Raw genomic sequence first — 25,515 nt, forward strand, 5'->3', positions numbered from 1 at the left:
AAATTTCACATACGAGCATAAACAAAACATTCTTATTGGGTGCATGCAATGAAATGGGAACAAATCTATGAAGCCATGCAATCAGCTGATGACGCTGGGCAGCTCTTGGAACACATAGAGAGCTATGCCAGACAGCGCGGATTCGCACATGTGTCCTATGCCATGCGCGTTCCACTGCTCAACGGTGTGGTGAAGTGGCTTAGCTTCGGCTCATTACCGCAAGAATGGACAGATCACTATGCGTCCAAGAAATACGCGGAAGAAGATCCGCTTGTTCGTAAAGCATTGAATAGCATAGAGCCACTGGTCTGGTCGGCAAAATTGTTCGCGGATGCTCCGCAAATCTGGGAGGACGCGCAGAAATTCGGCTTCAAGGTTGGCATCTCGCAACCTTGCTGGGCCGCACAAGGCGTATTCGGCATGCTGTCTTTTATCAGAAGCGAGCCAACCCTATCTTCGGGCGAAGTAGCCACATTGCGCCGCCAAATGCAGATTTCGGCAAATCTGCTCCATTTGTCCATGTATGAACATCTCGATGTTCCGACCATGAACTGCGTTTCCGAAGTCAATCTCACCGCGCGTGAAAGGGAAATCCTCCACTGGGCTAGTGAAGGCAAGACGTCTGAAATCATCGGCGCAATACTCAACATCTCAACCCGCACAGTAAACTTCCATATTAGCAACGTGCTGACCAAGCTTGTTGCTGTGAACAAGGTTCAGGCCGTCGCTAAGGCCCGCACTTTTGGTCTCCTATAGTCTTATCCAATCCCCTCAGTCCTTTCGGCGGTTTGACCCGAAGGGCACTCTCAAATTTTCCCCCAAATTTTGTAAGAATATCCGCAGTCGATTGGAGCAGGTTCGCTGCCTGTAATCCCATATGGGCAGGTTCGAACTTCGTTGTGCTACAGATTAATTATCCGCTCGATTCCAATGGCGTCAAGAAACGCCTGATCGTGGCTGACAACAAGTAAGCCGCCTTCATAGTCGTTCAATGCAGCTTCCAGCGCCTCGATAGAATCAAGATCGAGGTGATTGGTCGGCTCGTCGAGGAGCAGCAATTCCGGTTTCTGTGTACCACCCAGAACGCAAGCGAGCGTGGCGCGCAGCAATTCGCCACCGCTCAGCTCTCCTGCAAACCGGCTCGCGCTTTCGCCGCGAAATGAAAAACGCGCCAGCGCCGCCCGCGCATCATTGTCATTCGCATCCGGATTGAGATGCCGGAAGTTCTCATAAAGCGTAGCTTTGCGGTCCATCAACTTCATCTGCTGATCGAACATCGCAATTGGTACGTAGCACTGCACGCGTCCGGCAACCGGCGACAGTTCTCCCATGACAAGCCTCAGCAGCGATGTCTTACCCGCACCATTGGCGCCACGTATCGCGATGCGCTCCGGCCCGACGATCTTCATCGAAAAGTCCCGGATAACAGGCCGGTCTGATCGCGGTCCACCCGATACATTGTCCATTTGCAGAAGAACGCGCCCAGATGGAAGCGCCTTGCGCTCGACACTAAAACGCATCGGCTTGACCGTCTCGACCAGCGCTTCAGCATCCTTCAGTTGGGCGTGCGCCTTCTCTGAATTGCGATCCGCCAGCGCCTGCCCCTTGCCGCCGGTCTTCTGCGCCCGGTCTTCACGCGCATCAAGCAACAGTTTGCTCATACCAGCATCGGCACGAGATTTGGACCCGCGTGAATCACTGCGTGCCTGACGTTCCGCTGCTTCCTGCGCCTTGCGTTGAACCTGCTTTACCTCGCGTTGGGCAAGTTGCAGATTGCGGGCTGCATTGTCCCGCTCTTCCTGTTTCTTGTCGTGGTAGAAATCCCAGTTGCCGCCATAAAGATGGAGTCCTGTTAGCGAAAGCTCGGCAATACTATCCATCTGCCGCAACAGCGCGCGATCATGGCTGACGACAATCGCCGCTCCAGGCCAGTCCGCCAGCATATCCATAACCGCCTTGCGGCCATCATGGTCGAGATTGTTGGTCGGTTCATCCAGCAGGATAAGATCGGGCCGGTGAAACAGAAGCGCGGCAAGAGCAGCACGTGTCCGCTGCCCACCGCTGAGCGACGAAAGCAGCGTCTGCGGTTCCTGCGCCAGTCCGAAATGCTGCAAAGCGTCGGCAAAGTGCTGCGGCAGAAGCCAGTCGGCTTGTTCAAAATCACTATCCGAACCCTGCCCCGCTTCAATACGTGAAAGCATAGCGAATGCTGCGGAAAGGTCGAACAGATCGGCCAGCGTCTGCCCGCCGTCAGTCGCTATATTCTGTTGCAGAACGCCGAACCTGCCGCTGCGTGCGACAGTGCCTGATGTTGGCGTCAACGCGCCGCTCATGATGTTGAGAAGCGTGGATTTACCCACGCCGTTGCGCCCGACAAGCCCGATACGGGCCTCGGTTACGCTGAAATTGACGGATTCGAAAAGTGTACGGCCATCAGCCGTGATGCACGAAACGTCCTGAAGTGTCAGAAGAGCAGTCATTGCGAACCATGGAAACATTGAAAACACTGGTCGGTTGATACAGTGCTGTCTGATCCATCGTTCTTTTCTCCTTGCTTTGACTGCTCCCTATATAAGGGCTGTTACCGGATCAATCTAGATCGAATGTCGCAATAACTGGAACATGGTCTGATGGACGTTCCCAGCCGCGCGCATCGCGCAGAATCTGCAGACCCTTCATATGGGCCTCCAGATCGGCAGAGCCCCAGACATGGTCAAGCCTGCGGCCACGATCCGATTCATCCCAATCCTTCGCGCGATAGCTCCACCAAGTATAGATTTTCTGGTCAGACGGAATGATCTGGCGCATCAAGTCGCTCCAGCCGCCCTTGACGCGCAGATCTTCCAGCGTCTCGGTCTCGATCGGCGTATGGCTGACGATCTTCAAAAGCTGCTTATGGGACCAGACATCGTTTTCAAGCGGCGCGATGTTGAGATCGCCCACCAAGATCGACGACAGACCATCCTGACGATCCGCCACGATGGCCCGCATTTCTTCCAGAAAGCCCAGCTTATGGGCAAATTTCGGATTGATTGCCGGGTCCGGCTCATCGCCGCCTGCCGGCACATAGAAATTATGGATACGAAGCTTCTTGTTCCCGGCTTCAACAACCGCACTCAAATGGCGACAATCACCCATATCGCAGAAACCGATCTTTTCGACACCGGACAATGGACGGCGCGAGATGGTTGCAACGCCGTGATAGCCCTTCTGGCCGCTGATCTCGATATGCTCATAGCCGAGCGCACGAAACCCCTTGGACGGAAACTGATCGTCCGGGCACTTGGTTTCCTGAAGACACAGAACATCGGGCTGATAGTCGCGCAGAAACTGCTCGACCAGCGGCATGCGCAGGCGCACGGAGTTGATGTTCCAAGTAGCAACGGAAAAAGCCATGGGGGTGGGACTCGCAGCAACGAAAAAGATGCCGCGAACCTAACCATTTATCCTGCAAATGCAAACAGCTTGCCGAAGCAAGGTGACAATTGCTGACCTTTTTGTGAAAGCCGCTTACTGGCCTTTGCGCTTCATGGCGATACGCTGATAGTCGATCTTGAACATGTCATCGGTGAAACGAACACCGGTACGCAGATTGAAGATCATGACCGTGGTGTCGAGCTTCTGCGCATCGGTGATGGTCCACTGCTTCAGCTCATAGGACTTGGGATCGAACATCATGGTGATTTTCGAATCGCCAAAGATCGACTTGTCGCCGAGCACCAGGGTGGTCATGTCCGGTTCCTGCTTCACATTCTGAAGACGGCCACCGCCAAGGTCGATGCGATCTGCCAGCAACAGCTTGAGCGGCGTCTTGGAAAGCGGATAGAGATCCCACGTATCCAGCTTGCGATTGTTGATGACCACGGACTCGCCGTCGGAAATCACGCGGATCGGCGAGTTGTTGTAGTTGAAGCGGATTTTGCCCGGACGCTCGATATAGAAAGTACCGCCGGTCTGGTCGCCTTTCGGACCAAACTGTACGAACTCGCCCGTCATGGTACGAACCGATGAAAAATGATCGGCGATCTGCTGCGCCGCACCAGCAGCACCAGCACCCTGCGCCATCGCGGCAACAGGCGTCAGAACCAGAGACGTGACGCCAAGACCAAGCGCTCCCATTCCCAGCACGGCTGCAAGACGACCAGCTTTCGCAAAGGCTGAAAAACGGGAGAATATCATCGGTATACTTTCTCTTTTCATCATATCGTCAGGTTATCGCGCCAGTTTGGCGCGAGTGTGGCGTGCCGTTTTCATAGGGTCGACGAGATTTTGGCTATGGCGTGCCGAAAATGGTGGAGTTCGAGAACCGGAGCGGAGTGTACTTAACGTACATGAGCACCGGAAGCGCAGAACAACGCCATTTGCAGGTTGCCAGAGCCGAAATATCCCTGGCTTAAAAGTCATCGTCACCAGTGGGCACCAGAATCTCACGCTTGCCCGCATGGTTGGCGGGACCGACAATCCCTTCATCTTCCATGCGTTCGATGATCGACGCAGCCCGGTTATAGCCAATGCCGAGACGGCGCTGGATATAGGACGTGGATGCCTTCTTGTCGCGAAGTACCACCGCGACGGCCTGATCATACGGGTCATCGGAATCTTCCAGATTGGAGGTTCCAGACGGGCCGCTGCCGCCCTCATCGTCTTCTTCGTCCTCAGTGATAGCATCCAGATATTCCGGCACACCCTGAAGCTTCAGATGCTGCACAATGCGTTCCACCTCGTCGTCGCCGACGAAAGGTCCGTGCACGCGCTGGATGCGACCGCCGCCAGCCATGAAGAGCATATCGCCCTGACCGAGCAGCTGTTCTGCGCCCTGTTCCCCCAGAATGGTGCGGCTGTCGATCTTCGACGTCACCTGGAAGGAAATACGGGTCGGGAAGTTCGCCTTGATCGTACCGGTGATGACATCCACCGACGGGCGCTGCGTGGCCATGATCACATGGATACCAGCGGCACGCGCCATCTGCGCCAGACGCTGCACCGCGCCTTCGATATCCTTGCCAGCAACCATCATCAGGTCGGCCATTTCGTCGATGATCACGACGATATAGGGCATTGGCGACAGATCGAGTTCTTCGGTTTCGTAGATCGCCTCGCCGGTATTGCGGTCGAAGCCGGTCTGCACGGTGCGCGCAATCGGCTCGCCCTTTTTCTGTGCCAGACCGACACGCTGATTGAAACCGTCAATGTTGCGAACGCCGACCTTCGACATCTTGCGATAGCGGTCTTCCATTTCGCGCACGGTCCATTTGAGCGCGACCACAGCCTTTTTCGGGTCGGTCACAACCGGCGTGAGCAGATGTGGAATGCCGTCATAGACGGAGAGTTCCAGCATCTTCGGATCGATCATGATCAGGCGGCATTCCTGCGGCGTCATGCGATAGAGCAGCGACAGGATCATCGTGTTGATCGCCACCGATTTGCCCGAGCCGGTCGTACCGGCAACGAGCACATGCGGCATCTTCGCGATATCGGCAATCACCGGCTCGCCATTGATGGTCTTGCCAAGCGCCAGCGCCAGTTTCGCCTTGGACTGTTCGAAGTCGCGGCTGGCCAGCATTTCGCGCAGATACACCATTTCGCGTTTCGGGTTCGGCAATTCGATGCCGATGGCGTTGCGGCCCGGAATCACTGCAACGCGCGCGGCAATCGCGCTCATCGAGCGGGCAATATCGTCGGCAAGGCCGATGACGCGGGAAGACTTGATGCCCGGTGCCGGTTCCAGTTCGTAAAGCGTGACCACCGGGCCAGGCTTCACATTGATGATTTCACCGCGCACGCCGAAATCTTCCAGCACGCCTTCCAGCAGACGCGCATTCTGCTCCAGCGCATCCTTCGACAGAGCGGGATCACGCTGAACCAGTTTTGGTTCAGCGAGGAAATGCAGCGATGGCATTTCAAACACGCCATTATCCTTGAGGAAGGACGGCTGTGCTTCACGCTGGGCGCGAGCGCCCGGCTTGGGCGACGGTGCGGCCTGTTCGACACGCGCCTTGCGGCTGCGTGCAGGCGGCGCATCGTGCCATTCCTGACCGGCCAGCGGTGCTTCGTCCGCGCCATCATCCATCGGATCGTCCATATCGAACGGCGCTTCGTCCGCCGATGGTCCGCCAAAGCCCGGTTCACGACGCCTGCCCGCTTCCGCACCATTGCGCGTTTCCGCGCTACGACGCACGGCGCGCATATCGCCGAAATCATCGTCACGGGACTGGCGACGGCCAAGCCCGGTAAGACGCTTGAAGTTGGCTGTCGTCGTCAGCACGAGATGGGTCAGCGCACCGATGAACTGGAAGCCGCCGCCAGCGGTTTCCTCGTCATCCTCATCGATGAAATCTTCTTCCGCCCGTCCGCGTTGCGTGGGCTGAACCGGATTGATGATGCCACGGCCAATGATGCCGCTTGCAAAAAGGCAGAGCCACAGCGCAGGAAAAGCGAGAACCAGCGCAATAGCCGAAGCGATTGCTCCCTGCGGGAACTGACCAAGGAACAGGCCGGGAAAGCGCAGCAGCATGTCGCCGAACACGCCGCCAAGTCCGATCGGCATCGGCCAGCTTTCCGGCACGGCAAAGCAGCTCGCAATGCCAGCAAAAAGAACGGCTGCGCCGATCCAGGCAAAGCTGCGCTTGGCGACACGGCCAATACCGCCGCGGGTCATCATGAGAAGCGACCACACGACCAGCGGCAACAATGCGGGAACGCTCGCCAGACCGAAAAATTGCATGGCGAGATCGGAGAAGACAGCGCCGGGATAACCAAGCGCATTGGTCACCGGATTGTCGGTAGCATGGCTGAAGCTTGGATCAGCCACATTCCATGTAGCCAGCGCGCCAACGGCCATTGCCGTCAGCGACAAAAGCGCCAGACCAAACAGTATATAGAACTGCCTGCGGAAGATATTGGTCAGGCGAAGCCTGTCTTCCGTTATCCGCTCGTCACGCAGCGGGTATGAGGGCGAATATCCTTGCCGCATATAGCCAGTCCCGAACCGAAATTTTCGCTGTCGCCCATAACAGAACAGTTACGGGCAGAATGAATCGGTCCGATCCTAATCCGGCGATGGTTAATTCCGCATTAACCATGGATTATCTTCACACAAATGAAAAAAGGCGCGGTTTCCCGCGCCTTTCTCCGTTTTGGGAGAATTGTTCTTACTGAACAGATTCGCCGTGCAAAGAGATATCGAGACCTTCGATTTCGGCCTGCTTGCTTGGGCGCAGTCCCATGACAGCCTTTACCACGTAGAGGATGATGGCCGTGGCGATGGCCGTGTAGACGACGGTTACGGCAGCACCGAAGAACTGCTTGCCCATCGTGGCACCTTCGCCAGCTGCATTGATGGTGGCGTCTGCGAAGAAACCGGTCAGAACCGCACCAACGAAACCGCCGACACCATGGACGCCGAACGCATCAAGCGAGTCGTCATAGCCGAGAGCGTGCTTGATCTTGACGGCTGCAATGTAGCAGATCGCGCCAGCAACGATACCGATGATGAGAGCGCCGGTCGGGTTGACGAAACCGGCAGCAGGCGTGATCGCAACGAGACCAGCAACGGCGCCCGAAATAATGCCGAGCACGCTTGGCTTACCGGCAACCGCCCATTCCACGAACATCCAGGCGAGAGCCGCACCGGCAGTCGCAACCTGCGTGTTGAGCATGGCAACACCAGCCAGTGCATTCGCGCCAGCGGCAGAACCGGCGTTGAAGCCGAACCAGCCCACCCACAGAAGGGCAGCGCCGATAACCGAGAGAACGAGGTTGTGCGGGGCCATGTTGGTGTGGCCGTAACCGTCGCGCTTGCCGATGATGAGCGCCGCCACCAGACCGGCAACACCGGCGTTGATGTGAACAACCGTGCCACCCGCAAAGTCGAGGACGCCATCGGAAGCCATGAAGCCGCCGCCCCAGACCCAATGTGCGACCGGGATATAGACGATGAAGAGCCACAGGGTCAGGAAGACCAGCATGGACGAAAACTTCATGCGTTCAGCAAACGAACCGGCAATCAGCGCAGGCGTGATGATCGCGAAGGTCATCTGGAAGGTGATGAAGACATATTCCGGGATGGTACCGGTCAGCGATTCCATCGTTACGCCGGAGAAGAAGGCCTTCGACAGACCGCCGATGTACGAATTCATCGAGCCGCCATCGGTGAAAGCGAGCGAATAGCCAGCCACCATCCACAGCACGGACATGAGGCAGGTGATGGCGAAGCTCTGCATCACCGTGGACAGCACGTTCTTCTTGCGCACCATGCCGCCATAGAACAGCGCAAGGCCGGGGATGGTCATCATCAACACAAGCGCGGTTGACGTCAGCATCCAGGCCGTATCGCCCGTATCGAGAGTGGGCGTGGGTGCCGCAGGGGCTGCGGCGTCCTGAGCCAACGCCATTCCAGCCATGGCGACAAGCGCAGGCAAAGTGGCCAAAAGAGCTGCTGGCTTGATTCTTCCTGTTATGAGCATCGAATATCTCCGTCGAATGGCGGTTTCAAACGCGTATGCGCTGGAAAGACCGGTTCGAACTAAGAGAAACAAAAATCGTGCCAGTTGCAGAAAGGCGCGGCACAAAATGTGATTTTTTTGTGAAGCCCATTGTTACGGGGTAAGGCAGAACCCGAAAAGCCGGGTTTTTTCTGCCGGAGGTTTAGGCAAAATCAGGCTAAGTGATTCTGGCGATTCAGTTTTTCAGCGCCCTGCCAGAGCGCTGAACTTTGCAGGCGAGAGGTGTAATGCTCAATATTTATACAGCATCTACAGGTGCGATTAATATTTAATCATTCTTTCTTTTCATGCACACGAATTAGCCCTTCCTGTGCAACAGAGGCCACCAAAATACCGTCCCGCGTATAAAGCCCGCCACGATTAAACCCGCGTGCGCCGGAAGCGCTCGGTGTGTCCTGCGTATAAAGCAGCCAGTCATCGAGCTTGAACGGACGATGGAACCACATGGCATGATCGAGGCTTGCCGCCTGAAGATCGCGATCAAAGATCGAGCGCCCATGCGGATGCAGCGAGGTGTCGAGAAGCGTCATATCGGAAAGATAGGCGAGAATTGCCGCCTGAAGCGCGCGATCATCGGGAACAATACCGTTTGCGCGCACCCAGACATGCTGCACGGGCTCCAGCTTCTCCCGCGAGAAATAATGCGTGAGCTGGACTGGCTTGATCTCGATAGGCCGCTCCCGCTCCCAATATTTGCGGACATTGGCCGGAGCAAGGTGCAGATACTGCTCCTTGATGTCGCGATCACCAAGCAATTGTTCAGGCAACGGCAACCCTTCAGGCATGGCGATCTGATGATCGAGACCGCCCTCATCCACCTGAAACGACGCTGATAGCGTGAAGATGGCCTTGCCGTGTTGTTTGGCCAGCACACGCCGCGTATTGAAGCTTGAACCGTCGCGAATGCGATCCACCTCATAAATGATCGGAATTGCCGGGTCGCCGGGGCGCACGAAATAGCCATGCAGCGAATGCACATGCCGCTCTGGTTCCACCGTCCTTTGGGCCGCAATCAGCGCCTGACCGATCACCTGACCACCGAATACACGCTGCCAGCCCACTTGCGGGCTGTTGCCGCGAAACAGATCCATCTCCAGCGTTTCCAGATCAAGTATCGAAAGCAACTCCCGCATGGAAGCCGTCTGGCCTGCACTCTCGCCTGACACAGACCCTGATACAGACTTGGCATCGGACTGCTGATATTCGGACTTTTCGCGATCGGACATGGACAGCCTGGCTCCTGCGACACTATATGAACCTAATAAACCTATGGCTCATGTTTGTTCCCGACGGCAGAAATCTGTCAAGTGGCGTGGCTGTTTTTAGGGTTCCGCCTCCTTGCGAACATGCCTCACAGTGCCGCGGCAAAATATCGGCTTCACTCTTGCCGTATTTGTGCCAGAAGCGCACAAGCATGGTATAGGCTTTCCGGAAAGGACGAACTGATGGCTGCGAAATCCAAACAGACAAGCACCAGCAATACCGACCTGCTGATCGCCGGCGGCGGTTATGTCGGCCTCGTCACGGCGGTCGCGGTCAAGTCTGCAGCACCGCATCTTTCCGTCACGGTTGTCGACGGTGCGCCTGCTGGCGCCTGGAAGACCGACCCGCGCGCCTCGTCCATTGCGGCTGCCGCATCGCGCATGCTCGACAAGCTCGGCTGCTGGCAGGAAATCGTGCCTGATGTGCAACCGATCACCGAAATGGTCATCACCGATTCGCGCGTTTCCGACCCGGTGCGCCCGGTTTTCCTTACCTTTTCGGGTGACGTAGACCCCGGCGAGCCCTTTGCCCACATGGTCGAGAACCGTGTTCTCAATACCGCCCTGCACAACAAGGCCGATGCGCTGGGCATCACCTTTCTCGAAGCAACCAGCGTGAACGGCTTTGAAACCAAGCCGGAAACTGTGGCCGTTTCGCTTTCTGATGGCCACACAATCGAAACCCGGCTTCTGATTGCTGCCGATGGCGCTCGCTCGCGCCTGCGCGATCAGGCGGGAATCAAGACCGTTAACTGGGACTATGGCCAGTCCGGCATCGTCTGCAACGTGTCTCATGAAAAGCCGCATGGCGGTCGCGCCGACGAGCATTTTCTGCCTGCCGGACCCTTTGCCATCCTGCCGCTCAAGGGCAATCGCAGCTCGCTGGTGTGGACAGAACGCACCACTGACGCCGACCGCCTGATCCGCGAGGATGATTTCGTCTTCGAAGCCGAACTGGAGCAGCGTTTTGGCCACCGTCTCGGCGCGCTGCATGTCGAAGGTCCGCGCCGCGCCTTCCCGCTTGGCCTGACGCTGGCGCGCGAATTCGTGAAGCCGCGATTTGCCCTCGTTGGCGATGCGGCCCATCGCATCCACCCGATTGCAGGACAGGGTCTCAATCTCGGTTTCCGCGATGCTGCGGCCATCGCCGAAGTCATCGTCGAAACGGATCGTCTCGGCCTCGATATCGGATCGTTCGCAGCACTCGAACGCTACCAGTCCTGGCGTCGGTTCGACACGGTGCAGATGGGTGTGACGACCGATGTGCTTACCAAGCTGTTTTCCAACGACAACCCGGCCATCCGCTCCATCCGCGATATTGGCCTTGGCCTCGTGGATCGCGTCCCCAGCCTGAAGTCCTTCTTCATCAAGCAGGCCGCCGGGTTGTCCGGCGAAACACCGCGCTTGTTGAAAGGCCAGTCGATCTGATCGCCTGCTCTCAGATTGCTGCCTGTTAATCGCTGGAAGCCTCGGCCAAGCGCCCTATATCCGTGACGGACAATCACCGAGAGGAGCTTCCCCATGGATAGAAAAGCAACCGCAGTCTGGCAAGGCACGCTCAAGGAAGGCAAAGGCACGCTCAATACCCAGAGCGGCGCGCTGAAGGACCTTGCCTATGATTTCAAGGCCCGTTTTGAAGATGAAAGCGGCCGCGCAGGAACCAACCCAGAAGAACTTCTTGGGGCAGCCCATGCGGGCTGCTTTGCGATGCAGCTTTCCGCCTTGCTGACGCAGAACGGCACTCCACCGGAAAAGCTGGAAGCAACGGCAGTGGTCAGCATCGGCCCTGCCTCGGGTGGCGGTTTTGAGATTACCCGCAGCGCACTGACGCTCAATGCCAAGATTCCGGGCATTTCCTCTGATGATTTCGACAGCCTTGCGAAAAAGGCAAAGGAATCCTGCCCGCTTTCGAAGGCGCTCGGCGCAATCGAAGTGACGCTCGACGCGAAGCTGGTCTAAGATCGCCAAAGGCGGGTTTTTGAGCGCATCCCGAAAAGTGTGAAACGCCTCCGCAGGGAAATCAGTCCACTGGACTGATTTCTGATCCTGCTTCGATCGGAAAAGATGCGCGTTAGAACATACCCTTAGAGCGCCGATCTGATCCAATCAGATCGGCGCTCTAAGGAACCCGCCTTTTATTCCGGCAGATGACAGACGGCCTCGATATTGTGCCCGTCTGGATCGTTCACGAAGGCCGCATAATAATCGGGATGGTAATCGGCGCGAAGGCCCGGCTTGCCATTGTCGCTGCCGCCGGCTGCAATGGCCGCTTCATAGAAACGATCCACTTCCGAACGCGTGCCAGCCGAAAAGGCGACATGCAGAACGCCTTCCAGTTTGGCGCCCTTCTGCTTGCCGATCCAGAATTCCGGCTTGCCATTGCGCCCATAACCGACCCAATCACCGAATTCCATGGCGCGGGTAATGCCCAGAGGGGCCAGCGCCTCGTCATAGAATTTGCGCGACTTGGGCATGCTGGAAATGTTGAAGCCAATATGGTCGAGCATGATTGCTCATTCTCCGTGCTGCCTTGTTATCTCAAGACATATCGGCGGCAACGCAAAGGTCAAGTCCATACAATCAATGAGTGTATGGTCACGATGAGAAACCTGACAAAGAAAAAGGGGAAGGCAACGGCCTTCCCCTTTTAGTTTCCAGATCGGTCGCGCTACTACACGCGGCGCTCGACCATCATCTTCTTGATTTCGGCAATCGCCTTGGCCGGGTTCAGTCCCTTCGGGCAGGTCTGCGCGCAGTTCATGATCGTGTGGCAGCGATAGAGACGGAACGGATCCTCGAGATTGTCGAGGCGTTCGCCCTTGGCTTCGTCGCGGCTGTCGATCAGCCAGCGATAGGCCTGAAGCAGCACAGCCGGGCCGAGGTAACGGTCGCCGTTCCACCAGTAGCTCGGGCACGAGGTCGAGCAGCAAGCGCACAGAATGCACTCGTAGAGACCGTCCAGCTTCTGGCGGTCGTCATGGCTCTGCAGCCATTCCTTCTGCGGCTCCGGCGAAACCGTCTTGAGCCAGGGCTCAATTGAACGGTGCTGGGCGTAGAAGTTGTTGAGGTCCGGAACGAGATCCTTGACCACTGGCATGTGCGGAAGCGGGTAAACCTTGATGGTCCCCTTGATGTCGTCCATGCCCTTGGTGCAGGCCAGCGTATTGGCGCCGTCGATGTTCATTGCGCAGGAGCCGCAAATGCCTTCGCGGCACGAACGGCGCAGCGTCAGCGTCGGATCGATCTTGTTCTTGATATAGAGCAGACCGTCCAGAACCATCGGACCGCAATCGTCGCGATCGACATAATAGGTGTCGATGCTCGGATTGGCGTCGTCATCCGGCGACCAGCGATAAATACGGAATTCCGTGACGCGCTTTGCGCCATCAGGACGGGGCCAGGTCTTGCCCTCCTGCATGCGGGAATTCTTGGGAAGTGCGAGTTCAACCATTGCTCTTTCCCTTAATCAGTAAACGCGCTTCTTCGGCGCAATCTTGGCGAGGCTGATGCCACCTTCTTCTTCCGTCGTGAGCGGATCGAGGTGAACGGCGCGATACCCGAGCGTCACCTTGCCGTCCGGCGAGAGCCAGGACAGGGTGTGCTTACGCCACTCGGCATCGTTACGGTCCGGGAAATCCTCATGCGCGTGAGCGCCGCGGCTTTCATGACGCGCTTCCGCCGAAACAACGGTCGTCAACGCGTTGGCCATGAGGTTTTCAAGTTCGAGCGTCTCGACAAGATCGGAGTTCCAGATCATCGAGCGGTCGGAAACCTTGATATCCGGCAGTTCGTTCCAGATCTTTTCCATGCGCTCGCAACCCTGCTTGAGCGATTCCGACGTGCGGAACACGGCGGCGTCTTCCTGCATGGTGCGCTGCATCTTTTCGCGCAGCTCTGCCGTCGGCGTCGAGCCGTTGGCGTAACGCAGGCGATGGAAACGATCCATGATCTTTTCAACCGCAGCTTCGTTGATGTCCGGGATCTTCGCGGCGCGGTCGATGACTTCGCCAGCACGGATCGCAGCCGCACGACCGAACACCACAAGATCGATCAGCGAGTTAGAGCCGAGACGGTTTGCACCGTGCACCGAAGCGCAGCCCGCTTCGCCGACAGCCATCAGGCCCGGCTGGACGCGATCCGGATCTTCCGGCGTCGGGTTCAGCACTTCGCCCCAGTAATTGGTTGGAATGCCGCCCATATTGTAGTGAACGGTTGGCAGAACCGGGATCGGTTCCTTGGTCACGTCCACGCCTGCGAAAATCTTGGCCGACTCGGAGATACCCGGCAGGCGTTCATGCAGAACGGCGGGATCGAGATGGTCGAGATGCAGGAAGATGTGATCCTTGGCCTTGCCGACGCCACGACCGGCGCGGATTTCCATGGTCATGCAGCGCGAAACCACGTCACGCGAGGCAAGATCCTTGGCCGATGGGGCATAACGCTCCATGAAGCGCTCGCCTTCAGAATTGACCAGATAGCCACCTTCGCCGCGTGCGCCTTCGGTGATGAGGCAGCCTGCGCCATAAATGCCGGTCGGATGGAACTGAACGAACTCCATGTCCTGAAGCGGCAGGCCAGCGCGTGCAGCCATGCCGCCGCCGTCGCCGGTGCAGGTATGGGCCGAGGTAGCCGAAAAGTAGGAGCGACCATAACCACCCGTCGCCAGAACCACCATCTTGGCGGAGAAGCGGTGGATCGTGCCGTCATCGAGGTTCCACGCCACGACGCCGGTGCAGACACCGTCGGTCATGATCAGGTCGAGCGCGAAATATTCGATGAAGAACTGTGCGTTGTTCTTCAGGCTCTGGCCGTAAAGCGTGTGCAGGATGGCATGGCCGGTACGGTCAGCAGCAGCGCAGGTGCGCTGAACCGGAGGACCGTCGCCAAAGTTCTGCATGTGGCCGCCGAACGGACGCTGGTAAATCTTGCCTTCTTCCGTACGCGAGAACGGCACACCATAGTGCTCCAGTTCGTAGACGGCGGCAGGCGCTTCACGCGCCAGATATTCCATTGCATCGGTATCGCCGAGCCAGTCCGATCCCTTGACGGTATCGTACATGTGCCACTGCCAGCTGTCCGGGCCCATATTCTTCAGCGAGGCGGCAATGCCGCCCTGCGCCGCAACCGTGTGCGAACGGGTTGGGAAAACCTTCGTGATACAGGCTGTCTTCAGACCCTGCTCGGCCATGCCGAGCGTGGCGCGCAGACCAGCGCCACCGGCGCCAACCACGACAACGTCGAACTTGTGATCGACAAACTTGTAGGACTTTTCGCCCGCAGCAGGAGCTGCATTCTTTTCTGCACTAGCCATCGGGCTATCAACCTCCGAAGCTGAGCTTGAGGATCGCGAAAACGCAGGCAAAACCGACCACCGCCGCAAAGAAGGTGTTCAGCATCACCAGCACGATCTTCATGCCTTCGCCATGCACATAATCTTCGATAATGACCTGCATGCCCAAACGCATGTGATAGACGCCAGTCAGAACGAACAGCGCCATGACAATGGCGGTAAGGGGATGCGAGAGAGCAGCCCGGACTTCCGCAAAGCTTGCGCCATTGAGCGAAATCACCAGGCCGATAAAAAAGAGAACCAGCGGCACCAGAGCCACCGCCGTCATGCGCTGATACCAGAAATGGCTGGTGCCGTCCTTGGCGGAGCCAAGACCGCGAACCTTGCCAAGAGGCGTACGCATATCGTTATTCGAACCGCTCATGGGATCAGCCTCCTAGCGCACCGAGTAAGCGACGACCCAGACGAGGATCGTTGCGATGACCGAGAAGACAACCGTTGCCCAGGCAATCTTGGAAGCTGTGTGCTTTTCAAGACCTGCGCCGGTATCCCAGATGAAGTGGCGAACGCCGCCAGCCAGATGGTGCAGCAGCGCCCAGGTGTAGCCGAACAGAACAAGCTGGCCGATCCAGGAGCCGAAAATGGCGTTGACGGCATTGAAGCACTCTTCGCCAACGGCTGCGGAAATGAGCCAGGCTGCAAGCAGCAATGTGCCGAAATAGAGCGCGCCGCCCGTGATACGATGCACGATGGACATCGTCATCGTGATGACCGGCTTATAGACGGACAGGTGCGGCGACAAAGGACGCTGACGCGTTACGGTCGGTTGTGTCATGGTTCTCGTTGGCCTCTCGTGGGGCTTCCCTGACGTTTCTCCCCGGCAATACCCACCGAAGACGATCGGTCTGGCGCACCGGATGGCGGGCTATTCTAAAAACCCAGTATTTGAAGTCGCCCTTCACGCAAGGTACCGGAACTTTCGATCCCGCGTCGGCACGACCCGGAGCATTTTGCAGCCAAATGAAAACATTTGGCGTCGCATAAATGCGGCTTAACAACAGCTTCGAGCGCCGATCCGATTTAAATCGGATCGAAACGCGCTCTAAGAAATATGGCGAGACCGTGGAATACGGCCTTATGTGCCGCTTTCTACTGCTCTTTTACCATCACGTCAAAGAAGCTTTTTCACGAAAAGACTAACAATTGGTCGCACCTTTGCGACACATTCACGTGATTGCGGCCTTCAATCGTTTGAAGGCCGCAATTTCGAAAAACATGTGTAAATTCATCAACTTTAGCGAAGGCGCATCAAGCGCCGAATCGAATCACATAGCTCGACCAGTCGGCCGCGGTCGCGATCTGCTCATAGAGCTTGCGTCCGTCTTCAGGCACGCGTGGCGCATTGAGCACAAGCTTGGACCAGCTGCGTTCTTCCGCCTTGTCGGCCAGCAGGTCGATCAGCGCCTTGGCGATGCCTTTTCCGCGATGATCGTGATGGACATAGATGTGATCCACCTGCCCTGCGCGCAGGCCCGAAACCGGCTCCGGCAGATCGTAGAAAATCACAAAGCCGACGAGATTACCGTCGAGACGTGCGCCGAGAATTTCGGTGGCGCGGTCCTGCAACAGATGCTCGGCATAATAATCATCGGGACGGCGCGGTGCGCCGCGCTTCAGTGCCTGCGCGTAGCTGGCGAGCAGCGGCGCAAATTCGTGAGCATCACGAAGATGAAGATGCGCGATATCGACGGCGTGATCTTTGGTCATTGAACATTCCTTGGCCTTCGGGGCGGTTCAAGTCGCCTTTGGTCATAACGCTGCGAAGCAGTTGCGCCCAAAGGCTTATCCGATTGTAGCCAGCACGGATGACAAAGGTAAAGAAAGAGTTAAGATGATACGGAAACTCTTTTTGCGTCAGACGGCGAAGGTGAACCCGCACCATGGCAAACCGAAACAGAACAGTCTTGATAGCTTCCTGTGTACTTGCGCTTGCGGGTTTTGTCGCGACGGCATCCGCCGACACCACATTGCGCTATGCCGACGCATCGGGAAATCTGATCATGCAGAAGGCGGATGGCGGCCCCAAGATCATCCGTGTCGGTGCAGCGCATAATGACCCGACATTGCAGACGCCGCGCCGGATACAGGGCACGGCAACCATCACCGCTCCGCAAGACAAGGCTGTGGCTTATATCGTCGGGCCTCCGAACAGCAGCTGCGAAAGCGCCGTCGTTCTGCATGGACGCTCATTCATGTATGGGCTGGATAAGGGTGAAACGCCGGTTCTGGATCATCCGGGCTGCTGAGCCGGATTATCCGCGCGTGCGGGTCGAGCCTGACGGCCGAAACTCCACGACATTTTCATCGGAGATGATCGGCGACGCTGCGCGCACGCAATTGCGGCCGCCCTTTTTCGCCTCATACAGCGCGCCGTCAGCCCGCTTGTAGAGATCGGAAAACATGTCGTCGAACTCCATCTCGGCAACGCCGAAGCTGGCGGTAAAATCGATATCCCCGCTATTGGTTGGAATCTGGATCGTGCCGCATGCCAGACGCATACCATCGGCACAGCGCGACGCCGACTGAATGGTGTTTCCCGGCAGCAGGACTGCAAACTCCTCTCCGCCCATACGTGCCGCGAAGCCGCCTCTGGCAACTGCCGTCTTGCGCAGTTCAGCCGCAAAGGCCGCAATGACACGGTCGCCCAGCGCATGGCCGTAATTGTCATTTATCAATTTGAAATAGTCGATATCGCAAACCACGAGCGACAGGGCCTGCCGTGACCGCTTCGATTTGTCGATCGCCGCTTCCGCCCGCAACGCAAAACCACGGCGATTGAGCAGTGCCGACAACTCATCCGTTTCGGACCGAATTGTCATGTCGGAAAGCAGTTCACGCATCAGGCTCAACAGCAACATGAGCCCCGCAGCGACAGAAAGACCTGCCCCAATTGACTGGGCAAAAAGCGCATAGGCCGTATTTACATAATCGTTCGGATTGGCACCCGCACCACCAGATATATTGGCAAGCACCGGCTTCAGGAGAAAATGCAACGCACTCAAGGCGAAGAGCGCGGCCATCATCATATCGACCGCGCCGCGCCCGCTGGAACGCAGGATGACCCAGACGGCAAGCGCCAACGCCAGAAAATAAGGCGTCTGGTAGAGAAACAGGCCCGCCCAGCTGCTGCGTGCAATACCGTAAATGGCGTAGATCATCACCAGCGAAAGAAACACGAGCAGGCCGAGCGTCTTCCACGGAACCGGAGCGGCATACATGCGCGCCAGACCGATGACGAGGCAAACCAGCGTCATCAGATAGGTCGCGAAAGCGAGCATATAACCGAGACGCGGGCTTGGCATGGACGGCATCGCCAGCTCGGTCAGGAAGTAGAGCATTGCAAATACGAAGCCCATCGCGAAGACGCGCGCGGCCGCATTGCCTTGCGCATAAACGGCAATGCCGAAAAATGCGAAGGCAAACAGACCGGATACGGTCATGTTGATGATGAGAATGAAATCGGCTCCGCCCATGAATGCCTTTTCCGTTCGAAGCGCAGTCAAATAAGAAAACACTAATCTAACAGCACTCGCATATACATGGAATATGCGAGGAAACCATGAAGAAGCTCATAAGAGCATTGCTGTTTAAGGCATTCGTTTTCGATATCTCTATTCTAAACAGAGCATAAAAGAAAAAGCCGCCGGATCGCTCCGGCGGCTTTTCCAATTCAGTTCGTCTGGAAAGTTAGTTCCAGTCGCGAATGTCGACGAAGTGACCGGCAATCGCAGCAGCAGCAGCCATGGCTGGCGATACGAGATGGGTGCGGCCCTTGAAGCCCTGACGGCCTTCGAAGTTACGGTTCGAGGTCGAAGCGCAACGTTCACCCGGCTTCAGGCGGTCGTCATTCATGGCAAGGCACATGGAGCAGCCCGGCTCGCGCCAGTCAAAACCGGCTTCGATGAAGATCTTGTCGAGGCCTTCGGCTTCCGCCTGTTCCTTCACGAGACCCGAGCCCGGCACGATCATGGCGTTGACGCCATCGGCAACCTTCTTGCCAGCGGCCATACGCGCGGCATCGCGCAGGTCTTCGATACGACCATTGGTGCAGGAACCGATGAAGACGCGGTCGATCTTGATGTCGGTCATCCTGGTGCCCGGCTTCAGACCCATATAGTCGAGCGCACGCCACTTGGATGCACGCTTGGTTTCGTCCTTGATCTCGTCCGGGTTTGGCACGATGTCGGTGACGAAAACAACGTCTTCCGGCGACGAGCCCCAGGAGACGACCGGCGAAATCTTGGCGGCGTCCAGCTCGACGATCTTGTCGAAATGCGCACCTTCATCCGAATGCAGCGTCTTCCAGTAGCCTATAGCCTGTTCCAGCGCTTCGCCCTTCGGCGCGCGCGGCTTGTCCTGCACATAGGCGAAGGTCGTTTCGTCCGGAGCGATCAGACCAGCGCGTGCGCCGCCTTCAATCGACATGTTGCAGACGGTCATGCGACCTTCCATCGACAGCGAGCGAATGGCGCTGCCTGCATATTCGATCACGTAGCCGGTGCCGCCTGCGGTGCCGATTTCACCGATGATGGCGAGTGTGATGTCCTTGGCGGTGACGCCGGGAGCCAGTTCGCCCTCAACACGCACCAGCATGTTCTTGGCTTTCTTCTGGATCAGCGTCTGGGTTGCGAGCACATGCTCGACTTCCGACGTACCGATACCATGCGCCAGCGAACCGAAAGCGCCATGGGTCGAAGTGTGGCTGTCGCCGCAGACAATCGTCATGCCCGGCAGGGTGAAGCCCTGTTCCGGTCCGACGATGTGCACAACGCCCTGACGACGATCACGCTCGGAATAATATTCAACGTTGAAATCAGCGGCATTCTTGGCGAGAGCCTCAACCTGGATGCGGCTTTCTTCGTTCTTGATGCCGTTGACGCGATCTTTCGAAGTCGGCACGTTGTGATCGACCACAGCCAGCGTCTTCTCGGGATGGCGCACCTGACGGCCAGCCATGCGCAGGCCTTCGAAAGCCTGCGGGCTCGTCACTTCGTGCACAAGATGGCGATCAATATAAAGGAGGCAGGTACCATCTTCCTGCTGATCCACTACATGGTCGTCCCAGATCTTGTCATAAAGTGTACGCGGCGCGCTCATTGCGAGAGTTCCTTTGAACGGTTCTTAATTTGGCCTGTCATATGCACCTGCCGTCGCGTTTCGTCAAGAAACTGAAACCGCAACAGGGTGTCGCAGTAACAATCTTGCGCAAAGCGGGCAGAATTATGCCTGATATTATGTGTCGCGGTGCATTTGGCAAATAAAAAAGGCGGCCAATGGCCGCCTTTTTCAAAGATCTCTGGCTGAAACTTATTCAGCAGCGGTCTTGGCAGCTTCGGCCTTGGCAGCGGCAGCCTTGTCAGCTTCGCGCTCAGCCTTGGTGCGGTTGTCTTTCTTTTCAGAAATACGGGCAGCCTTACCGGTGAGGCCGCGCAGGTAGTAAAGCTTGGCGCGACGGACCTTACCGCGGCGAACCAGCTCAACGCCTTCAACGATCGGCGAGTAAACCGGGAATACGCGCTCTACGCCTTCGCCGTACGAAATCTTGCGAACGGTGAAGTTTTCGTTGAGGCCAGCGCCCGAACGAGCGATGCAAACGCCTTCATAGGCCTGCACGCGGGTACGCGTACCTTCGGTAACGCGAACCTGAACGCGAACCGTGTCACCCGGCTGGAATTCTGGAAGCTTGCGCTTTTCTTCGATCTTTGCTGCCTGTTCGGCTTCAAGCTGACGAATGATGTCGGTCATCGTCTGACTCCTTCTATGTTCTTTTCAAACAGTCAGAGCGCTCTGCACTTGCCGCCAAGCAATCCTTGGCCTTGCGGCTATGCCTTCAAAATCAGGCAGGAGCGGTACACCATTTATTGGTTTACGGACGTCTCGGGCTTGGCCCGAACGAGGTACTGCAATGTCGGGTTTTCCCGAACAGACGCGCCAATACAGCATTGCGAGGGATTTGTCACGCCCTGTCAGAATTTTTAATAGCCAGCCGCAACCGACTATGTCAGAAATATTGCAAAAAATAAGGGCTTAGCATTCAATAAGTCTAATAAAGCATAAAGCTAAAATGGGGACAATATGACTATCAAACAACCGTCGCCCTCATTGTATAATGAGGATCTGGCGCCTGCAGTCGAACGCAAATGGGGCGCTTTCAGTATTTTCAACGTCTGGACGTCAGACGTTCATAGTCTTTGGGGCTATTATCTTGCCGCGAGTCTGTTTCTGCTTTGCGGCAGCTTTCTGAACTTCGTCATCGCCATCGGTCTCGGCTCACTGGTCATCTTCTTCCTGATGAGCCTTGTCGGCAATGCGGGCGTACGGACAGGCGTGCCGTTTCCGGTGTTGGCGCGCGCATCCTTCGGCACATTCGGCGCGAATTTCCCAGCCCTCGTCCGCGGCGTCGTCGCCTGTTTCTGGTATGGCGCGCAGACGGCAGCAGCTTCAGGCGCTCTCGTTGCGCTGCTGATCCGCAATGACAGCATGCTGGCCTTCCACCAGAACAGCCATCTGCTCGGCCATTCGACCTTGGAAGTCATCTGCTACGTGCTGGTCTGGGCGGCGCAGCTGCTGATCATCCAGCGCGGCATGGAAACGGTGCGCCGCTTTCAGGATTGGGCTGGTCCGGCTGTCTGGATCATGATGCTCATTCTGGCCGTCTATCTGGTCATCAAGGCCGGTACATTCTCTTTCGGCAGCGAAATCCCGCGCGATATCCTGCTGGAGAAGACAAGGGACGCTGGCGTATCCGGCGAGCCGGGCTCCGTCGCCGCGCTGGCAGCCGTCGCCGCTACCTGGATCACCTATTTCGCAGCGCTTTATCTCAATTTCTGCGACTTTTCCCGCTATGCTAAGGATGAAGCGGCACTTCGGCGCGGCAATCTATGGGGCCTGCCGGTCAATCTTCTGGCCTTCTGTCTCGTTGCCGGTGTCACAACCACAGCCGCCTTCACCGTTTATGGCGAAGTGCTGCTGCACCCCGACCAGATCTCGGCAAAATTCGACAGCTGGTTTCTGGCGCTTCTGGCCGCGCTGACATTTACCGTCGCAACGCTCGGCATCAATGTGGTCGCAAACTTCGTTTCCGCCGCCTTCGATTTCTCGAATACATTTCCGCAAAAGGTTTCCTTCAAGCGGGGCGGCGTCGTTGCGGCGCTGATCGCACTGATCCTCTATCCGTTCGCACCATGGGAAACCGGAGCCGCGCATTTCGTCAATTTCCTGGGCTCCACCATGGGACCGATCTTCGGGATCATGATGGTCGACTATTATCTGCTGCGTCGCGGACAGCTGAATGTCGCCGATCTTTATCAGGAGAATGGTGAGTTCCGCTTCCAGAACGGCTGGCACGTCAAGGCTTTCATCGCCTTTGCGATTGGTGCTCTGTTCTCGTCTGTCCTGCCGATGGCCACCAATCTTCTGCCGGACTGGTGGGGAACCTATGGCTGGTTCTTCGGGGTCGGCATTGGCGGCGGCGTCTATTTCATACTCCGCAGGCCGGAAGCGCAGGCTCACGCATCCGCAAAACAACATGCCTGAAACAAAAATGCCCGGTGAAAACCGGGCATTTTCATCTACTTGCCGATACGGCCAAGATGCGTATCCTGAAAGCCTGATCCATATTTGAGACCAAAGCCCAGCGCCCGGTCCACACCGATATGCACCGCCCAGATCAGCGCCATGGCGATGCAGATTTGCCAGTTCATCGCCCAGCCAAACACGGCCAGCAGAACCACGCCAATCCAGCTATGGGCGATATTGTAGACCACCGCACCGGTACGCGGTCCCTTCATATAGGCAAAGAACGACAGATCCGGCGCTAGCACCAGTATGGCAAAGAGCCACCAGCTTGCTCCGTTCACCCAGTAGGCTCCGAGCGCCAGAAGCGCGAGGGACAGGCTTTCCAGACGCTGGATCAGATTCATTTGCGTTTTGTCTCCTGATAGGAATCCCAGAGATCGGGGCGGCGTTCCCGGGTGATCCGCTCGGCCTGCGCATGCCGCCACTTGTCGATGGCGCCATGATTGCCGGATGTCAGAACATCGGGGATAGACCTGTCTTCCCAAACCTGCGGGCGCGTATAATGCGGATGTTCGAGCAGCCCGGTCTCGAAACTCTCCGTTTCGCCCGATTGCTGATTGCCCATCACACCCGGCAACAGACGCACCACAGCATCCAGCAGCACGATGGCCGCCGTCTCGCCACCGGAAAGTATGTAATCGCCGATCGAGACTTCTTCGAGTTGGCGCGCTTCAATCACGCGCTCGTCCACGCCTTCGAAGCGACCGCACAAAATGATCGCGCCCGGCCCGGCGGCAAGCTCGCGCACGCGCTTTTGCGTCAGCGGCGCGCCACGCGGGGTCATCAGCAACATCGGGCGATCATCGGCAACAGAATCGAGCGCCCGCGCAATCACATCGGGCTTCATCACCATGCCCGCGCCACCGCCCGACGGCGTGTCATCGACCATGCGATGCCTGCCTTCGGCAAAATCGCGAATCTGCACCGTGTCGAGCTGCCATTTCGCCTCGGCAAGCGCCTTGCCAGCCAGTGAAACACCAAGCGGTCCCGGAAACATTTCCGGATAGAGCGTCAGCACCGAAGCATGGAAAAAACCTGCTTCGTGATCTGCCGGGCCCTGTTCCGAAGATTCGTCCGTCATGACTTCTTCGGTCGCTTCTTCTGTTGATGACCACCCTTCAGCGGATTGTCGTTTTCATCGGGGATCAGGCCTGCCGCGAACGGCTCCACCAGCAGGGTGCCTTTTTCGAAATCGATTTCCGGCACAGCTGCTTCGGTGAAGGGAATGAGCATCGGGCGCTTGCCCTTTTCGCTCAGCTCGATGATATCGCCGCCGCCGAAATCGAACACCGCGCTGACAACGCCATAGCTCTTGCCCTCGGCATCGATTGCCGCAAGCCCGATCAGGTCGGTCTGGAAGAACTCGTCATCGTCCAGATCGTCATCCGACAATTGCGCACGGTCGATGTAGAGCGCTGTACCATTCAGCGCCTCGGCGGCGTTGCGGTCGTTGACGCCCTTGAAGCGTACAATCACAACCGTCTTGGCAGCTCGCGCTTCAAGAACTTCATAGCCCTTGCCCTGCTCGTCATAGAGCAGGCCATAATCGCCAATTGAAAGCGGGTCTTCGGTGAATGTCTTGATTCTGACTTCGCCACGGATGCCATGGGCGGCACCGACGACGGCGAGCTGAATCGGATTTTCTGGACGTGGCATGGTTGCCCCTGATCTGGATTCGGGCACATCGCCCCGACAGTGAGACCGATATGCGCTGCTGATTAGCTTTATCGCTTAGCGAATTAACACCGAAACGCCAAGAAAAATGCACTGTTTCAGCAAAGTCGCCCATGGAAGCCGCAAAGGCAACCAGCCGGTAACCTCTCCCTGACAAACTGTCAGCCGAAACTTCAACCGGTAGATTTCAAGATGGCGATGAATGGCGAATTCCTGATTCCCGCCCGTGCAGACCTTGCGGCTGCGCGTGAGGAATGGCTGAAGACATTGAAGGATACCCGCCGCCTTTCTGAAAATACCGTCGAAGCCTATGAGCGCGACTCGCGGCAATTTCTCAATTTCCTCACCGGACATCTGGGCGAACCGCCCTCACTGAAAGATGTCAGTAGCCTCCGCGTTGCCGATCTGCGCTCGTTCCTTGCCAGCCGCCGCAATGATGGCGCAGGCGCGCGCACCCTTGGGCGTGGTCTGGCCGGTATACGCTCCCTGCTGCGCCATCTGGAAAAGCGCGGGCTGGCCAATGCCGCAGGCGCGAGCGCCATGCGCGCACCCCGCCAGCCAAAATCCTTGCCGAAGCCTCTGACTGCCGATGACGCTCGTCGTGTGGTCGCTGCCGATGGCCAGATGGCCGAGGAACCGTGGATCGCGGCGCGCAACGCCGCCGTGCTGACCTTGCTCTATGGTTGCGGCCTGCGCATTTCCGAGGCGCTTGGCCTCAAAGGCGATGCGCTGTCCGACAGTTCAGCCCTTTCGATCACCATAACCGGCAAGGGCAACAAGTCCCGGCTTGTGCCCCTGCTGCCGATTATCCATCGCGCCGTCGCGCAATATCGCGCGCTATGCCCCTATGATCTCTCTGCCGAAAAGCCGCTGTTTCGCGGTGCGAAAGGCGGCGAGCTTCATGCCGCCATCATCCAGCGCGAAATGCAAAAGCTGCGCGCTGGGCTCGGTCTACCGGACAGCGCCACGCCGCATGCGCTGCGCCATTCCTTCGCCACCCATCTGTTGGGTCGCGGCGGCGATTTGCGCACGATTCAGGAACTGCTTGGCCATGCCAGCCTGTCGACCACGCAGATCTATACCGGCGTGGATACGGAACGGTTGCTGGAAGTCTATGACAAGGCGCATCCAAGAGCCTGAACCGGGC

24 protein-coding genes are annotated in these 25,515 nt (G+C 57.4%); 6 read left to right on the top strand and 18 right to left on the bottom strand.

All coding sequences use genetic code 11. The features are described 5' to 3' along the window. The first annotated feature begins 48 nt into the window (after positions 1-48). Positions 49-756 carry a LuxR family transcriptional regulator gene (locus tag QBD01_RS00445; protein ID WP_280991187.1) on the top strand — a complete coding sequence of 236 codons (708 nt, stop codon included), beginning with the start codon at positions 49-51 and terminating at the stop codon, positions 754-756. A 146-nt stretch (positions 757-902) separates the two neighbouring features. Here QBD01_RS00445 and QBD01_RS00450 read toward each other — a convergent pair whose 3' ends face one another. From QBD01_RS00450 to tesB, 6 genes are all read right to left on the bottom strand, one after another. Continuing rightward, on the bottom strand, positions 903-2,480 hold the full coding sequence (locus QBD01_RS00450) for an ABC-F family ATP-binding cassette domain-containing protein (protein ID WP_280991188.1): 1,578 nt from the start codon (positions 2,478-2,480) through the stop codon (positions 903-905). Positions 2,481-2,589: 109 nt separating this feature from the next. Then, the gene (gene xth, locus QBD01_RS00455) at positions 2,590-3,396 is read right to left on the bottom strand and encodes an exodeoxyribonuclease III (RefSeq protein ID WP_280991189.1); all 807 of its coding nucleotides are present in this window, start codon (positions 3,394-3,396) and stop codon (positions 2,590-2,592) included. A gap of 114 nt (positions 3,397-3,510) precedes the next feature. Next, complete coding sequence (locus QBD01_RS00460; RefSeq protein WP_280991190.1) at positions 3,511-4,179, bottom strand: outer membrane lipoprotein carrier protein LolA; 669 nt, start codon at positions 4,177-4,179, stop codon at positions 3,511-3,513. A 214-nt stretch (positions 4,180-4,393) separates the two neighbouring features. Beyond that, a complete protein-coding gene (locus QBD01_RS00465) occupies positions 4,394-6,973 on the bottom strand; it encodes a DNA translocase FtsK (RefSeq protein WP_280991191.1) in 2,580 nt (859 codons plus the stop codon). Between the two features lie 178 nt (positions 6,974-7,151). After that, the gene (locus QBD01_RS00470; RefSeq protein WP_280991192.1) at positions 7,152-8,465 is read right to left on the bottom strand and encodes an ammonium transporter; all 1,314 of its coding nucleotides are present in this window, start codon (positions 8,463-8,465) and stop codon (positions 7,152-7,154) included. Positions 8,466-8,776: 311 nt separating this feature from the next. Next, positions 8,777-9,730 (bottom strand): acyl-CoA thioesterase II, encoded by a 954-nt coding sequence (gene tesB, locus QBD01_RS00475; protein WP_392391301.1) that lies wholly within the window; start codon positions 9,728-9,730, stop codon positions 8,777-8,779. Positions 9,731-9,949: 219 nt separating this feature from the next. Here tesB and QBD01_RS00480 point away from each other — a divergent pair, with 219 nt between their 5' ends. Together QBD01_RS00480 and QBD01_RS00485 are read left to right on the top strand one after the other, a co-directional pair. Further along, entirely contained in the window at positions 9,950-11,194 is a 1,245-nt protein-coding gene (locus QBD01_RS00480) for a ubiquinone biosynthesis hydroxylase (protein WP_280991193.1), read from the top strand. A gap of 93 nt (positions 11,195-11,287) precedes the next feature. Then, positions 11,288-11,725, top strand: a complete 438-nt coding sequence (locus QBD01_RS00485) for an OsmC family protein (protein WP_280991194.1) — start codon at positions 11,288-11,290, stop codon at positions 11,723-11,725. Between the two features lie 176 nt (positions 11,726-11,901). On the opposite strand, the gene QBD01_RS00490 is transcribed toward QBD01_RS00485, so the two are convergent. From QBD01_RS00490 to QBD01_RS00515, 6 genes are all read right to left on the bottom strand, one after another. Beyond that, positions 11,902-12,273, bottom strand: a complete 372-nt coding sequence (locus tag QBD01_RS00490) for a VOC family protein (protein ID WP_280991195.1) — start codon at positions 12,271-12,273, stop codon at positions 11,902-11,904. Positions 12,274-12,437: 164 nt separating this feature from the next. Further along, complete coding sequence (locus QBD01_RS00495; protein WP_078337551.1) at positions 12,438-13,217, bottom strand: succinate dehydrogenase iron-sulfur subunit; 780 nt, start codon at positions 13,215-13,217, stop codon at positions 12,438-12,440. A gap of 15 nt (positions 13,218-13,232) precedes the next feature. Further along, on the bottom strand, positions 13,233-15,077 hold the full coding sequence (sdhA, locus tag QBD01_RS00500; RefSeq protein WP_280991196.1) for a succinate dehydrogenase flavoprotein subunit: 1,845 nt from the start codon (positions 15,075-15,077) through the stop codon (positions 13,233-13,235). 7 nt (positions 15,078-15,084) lie between these two features. Then, positions 15,085-15,480 carry a succinate dehydrogenase, hydrophobic membrane anchor protein gene (gene sdhD / locus QBD01_RS00505; RefSeq protein WP_280991197.1) on the bottom strand — a complete coding sequence of 132 codons (396 nt, stop codon included), beginning with the start codon at positions 15,478-15,480 and terminating at the stop codon, positions 15,085-15,087. A 12-nt stretch (positions 15,481-15,492) separates the two neighbouring features. Continuing rightward, complete coding sequence (gene sdhC, locus QBD01_RS00510; RefSeq protein WP_182518885.1) at positions 15,493-15,891, bottom strand: succinate dehydrogenase, cytochrome b556 subunit; 399 nt, start codon at positions 15,889-15,891, stop codon at positions 15,493-15,495. A gap of 473 nt (positions 15,892-16,364) precedes the next feature. Continuing rightward, positions 16,365-16,823 (bottom strand): GNAT family N-acetyltransferase, encoded by a 459-nt coding sequence (locus QBD01_RS00515; RefSeq protein ID WP_182518886.1) that lies wholly within the window; start codon positions 16,821-16,823, stop codon positions 16,365-16,367. Positions 16,824-16,996: 173 nt separating this feature from the next. Here QBD01_RS00515 and QBD01_RS00520 point away from each other — a divergent pair, with 173 nt between their 5' ends. Beyond that, on the top strand, positions 16,997-17,362 hold the full coding sequence (locus QBD01_RS00520; RefSeq protein ID WP_280991198.1) for a hypothetical protein: 366 nt from the start codon (positions 16,997-16,999) through the stop codon (positions 17,360-17,362). A gap of 6 nt (positions 17,363-17,368) precedes the next feature. Here QBD01_RS00520 and QBD01_RS00525 read toward each other — a convergent pair whose 3' ends face one another. From QBD01_RS00525 to rplS, 3 genes are all read right to left on the bottom strand, one after another. Continuing rightward, positions 17,369-18,589, bottom strand: a complete 1,221-nt coding sequence (locus QBD01_RS00525; RefSeq protein WP_280991199.1) for a GGDEF domain-containing protein — start codon at positions 18,587-18,589, stop codon at positions 17,369-17,371. A 214-nt stretch (positions 18,590-18,803) separates the two neighbouring features. Further along, complete coding sequence (gene leuC / locus QBD01_RS00530; RefSeq protein WP_280991200.1) at positions 18,804-20,213, bottom strand: 3-isopropylmalate dehydratase large subunit; 1,410 nt, start codon at positions 20,211-20,213, stop codon at positions 18,804-18,806. A gap of 210 nt (positions 20,214-20,423) precedes the next feature. Next, entirely contained in the window at positions 20,424-20,861 is a 438-nt protein-coding gene (gene rplS / locus QBD01_RS00535; RefSeq protein ID WP_182518889.1) for a 50S ribosomal protein L19, read from the bottom strand. 330 nt (positions 20,862-21,191) lie between these two features. Between rplS and QBD01_RS00540 the strand changes: the two genes are divergently transcribed. Continuing rightward, positions 21,192-22,652 (top strand): NCS1 family nucleobase:cation symporter-1, encoded by a 1,461-nt coding sequence (locus tag QBD01_RS00540; RefSeq protein WP_280991201.1) that lies wholly within the window; start codon positions 21,192-21,194, stop codon positions 22,650-22,652. 35 nt (positions 22,653-22,687) lie between these two features. On the opposite strand, the gene QBD01_RS00545 is transcribed toward QBD01_RS00540, so the two are convergent. Genes QBD01_RS00545 through rimM form a run of 3 tightly spaced genes read right to left on the bottom strand, consistent with a single transcriptional unit; the run spans position 22,688 to position 24,350 of the window. Beyond that, positions 22,688-23,038 carry a DUF4260 domain-containing protein gene (locus QBD01_RS00545; RefSeq protein ID WP_280991202.1) on the bottom strand — a complete coding sequence of 117 codons (351 nt, stop codon included), beginning with the start codon at positions 23,036-23,038 and terminating at the stop codon, positions 22,688-22,690. Further along, a complete protein-coding gene (gene trmD / locus QBD01_RS00550; RefSeq protein ID WP_182518892.1) occupies positions 23,035-23,775 on the bottom strand; it encodes a tRNA (guanosine(37)-N1)-methyltransferase TrmD in 741 nt (246 codons plus the stop codon). The genes QBD01_RS00545 and trmD overlap by 4 nt, the downstream gene beginning before the upstream one ends. Then, on the bottom strand, positions 23,772-24,350 hold the full coding sequence (rimM, locus tag QBD01_RS00555) for a ribosome maturation factor RimM (RefSeq protein WP_280991203.1): 579 nt from the start codon (positions 24,348-24,350) through the stop codon (positions 23,772-23,774). Before rimM ends, trmD begins: the two co-directional genes overlap by 4 nt. 210 nt (positions 24,351-24,560) lie before the next feature. Here rimM and QBD01_RS00560 point away from each other — a divergent pair, with 210 nt between their 5' ends. After that, on the top strand, positions 24,561-25,508 hold the full coding sequence (locus QBD01_RS00560; protein ID WP_280991204.1) for a tyrosine recombinase XerC: 948 nt from the start codon (positions 24,561-24,563) through the stop codon (positions 25,506-25,508). The last annotated feature ends 7 nt before the right edge of the window (positions 25,509-25,515 follow it).

Source organism: Ochrobactrum sp. 19YEA23, assembly GCF_029909865.1.
GTDB classification, from domain to species: domain Bacteria; phylum Pseudomonadota; class Alphaproteobacteria; order Rhizobiales; family Rhizobiaceae; genus Brucella; species Brucella gambitense.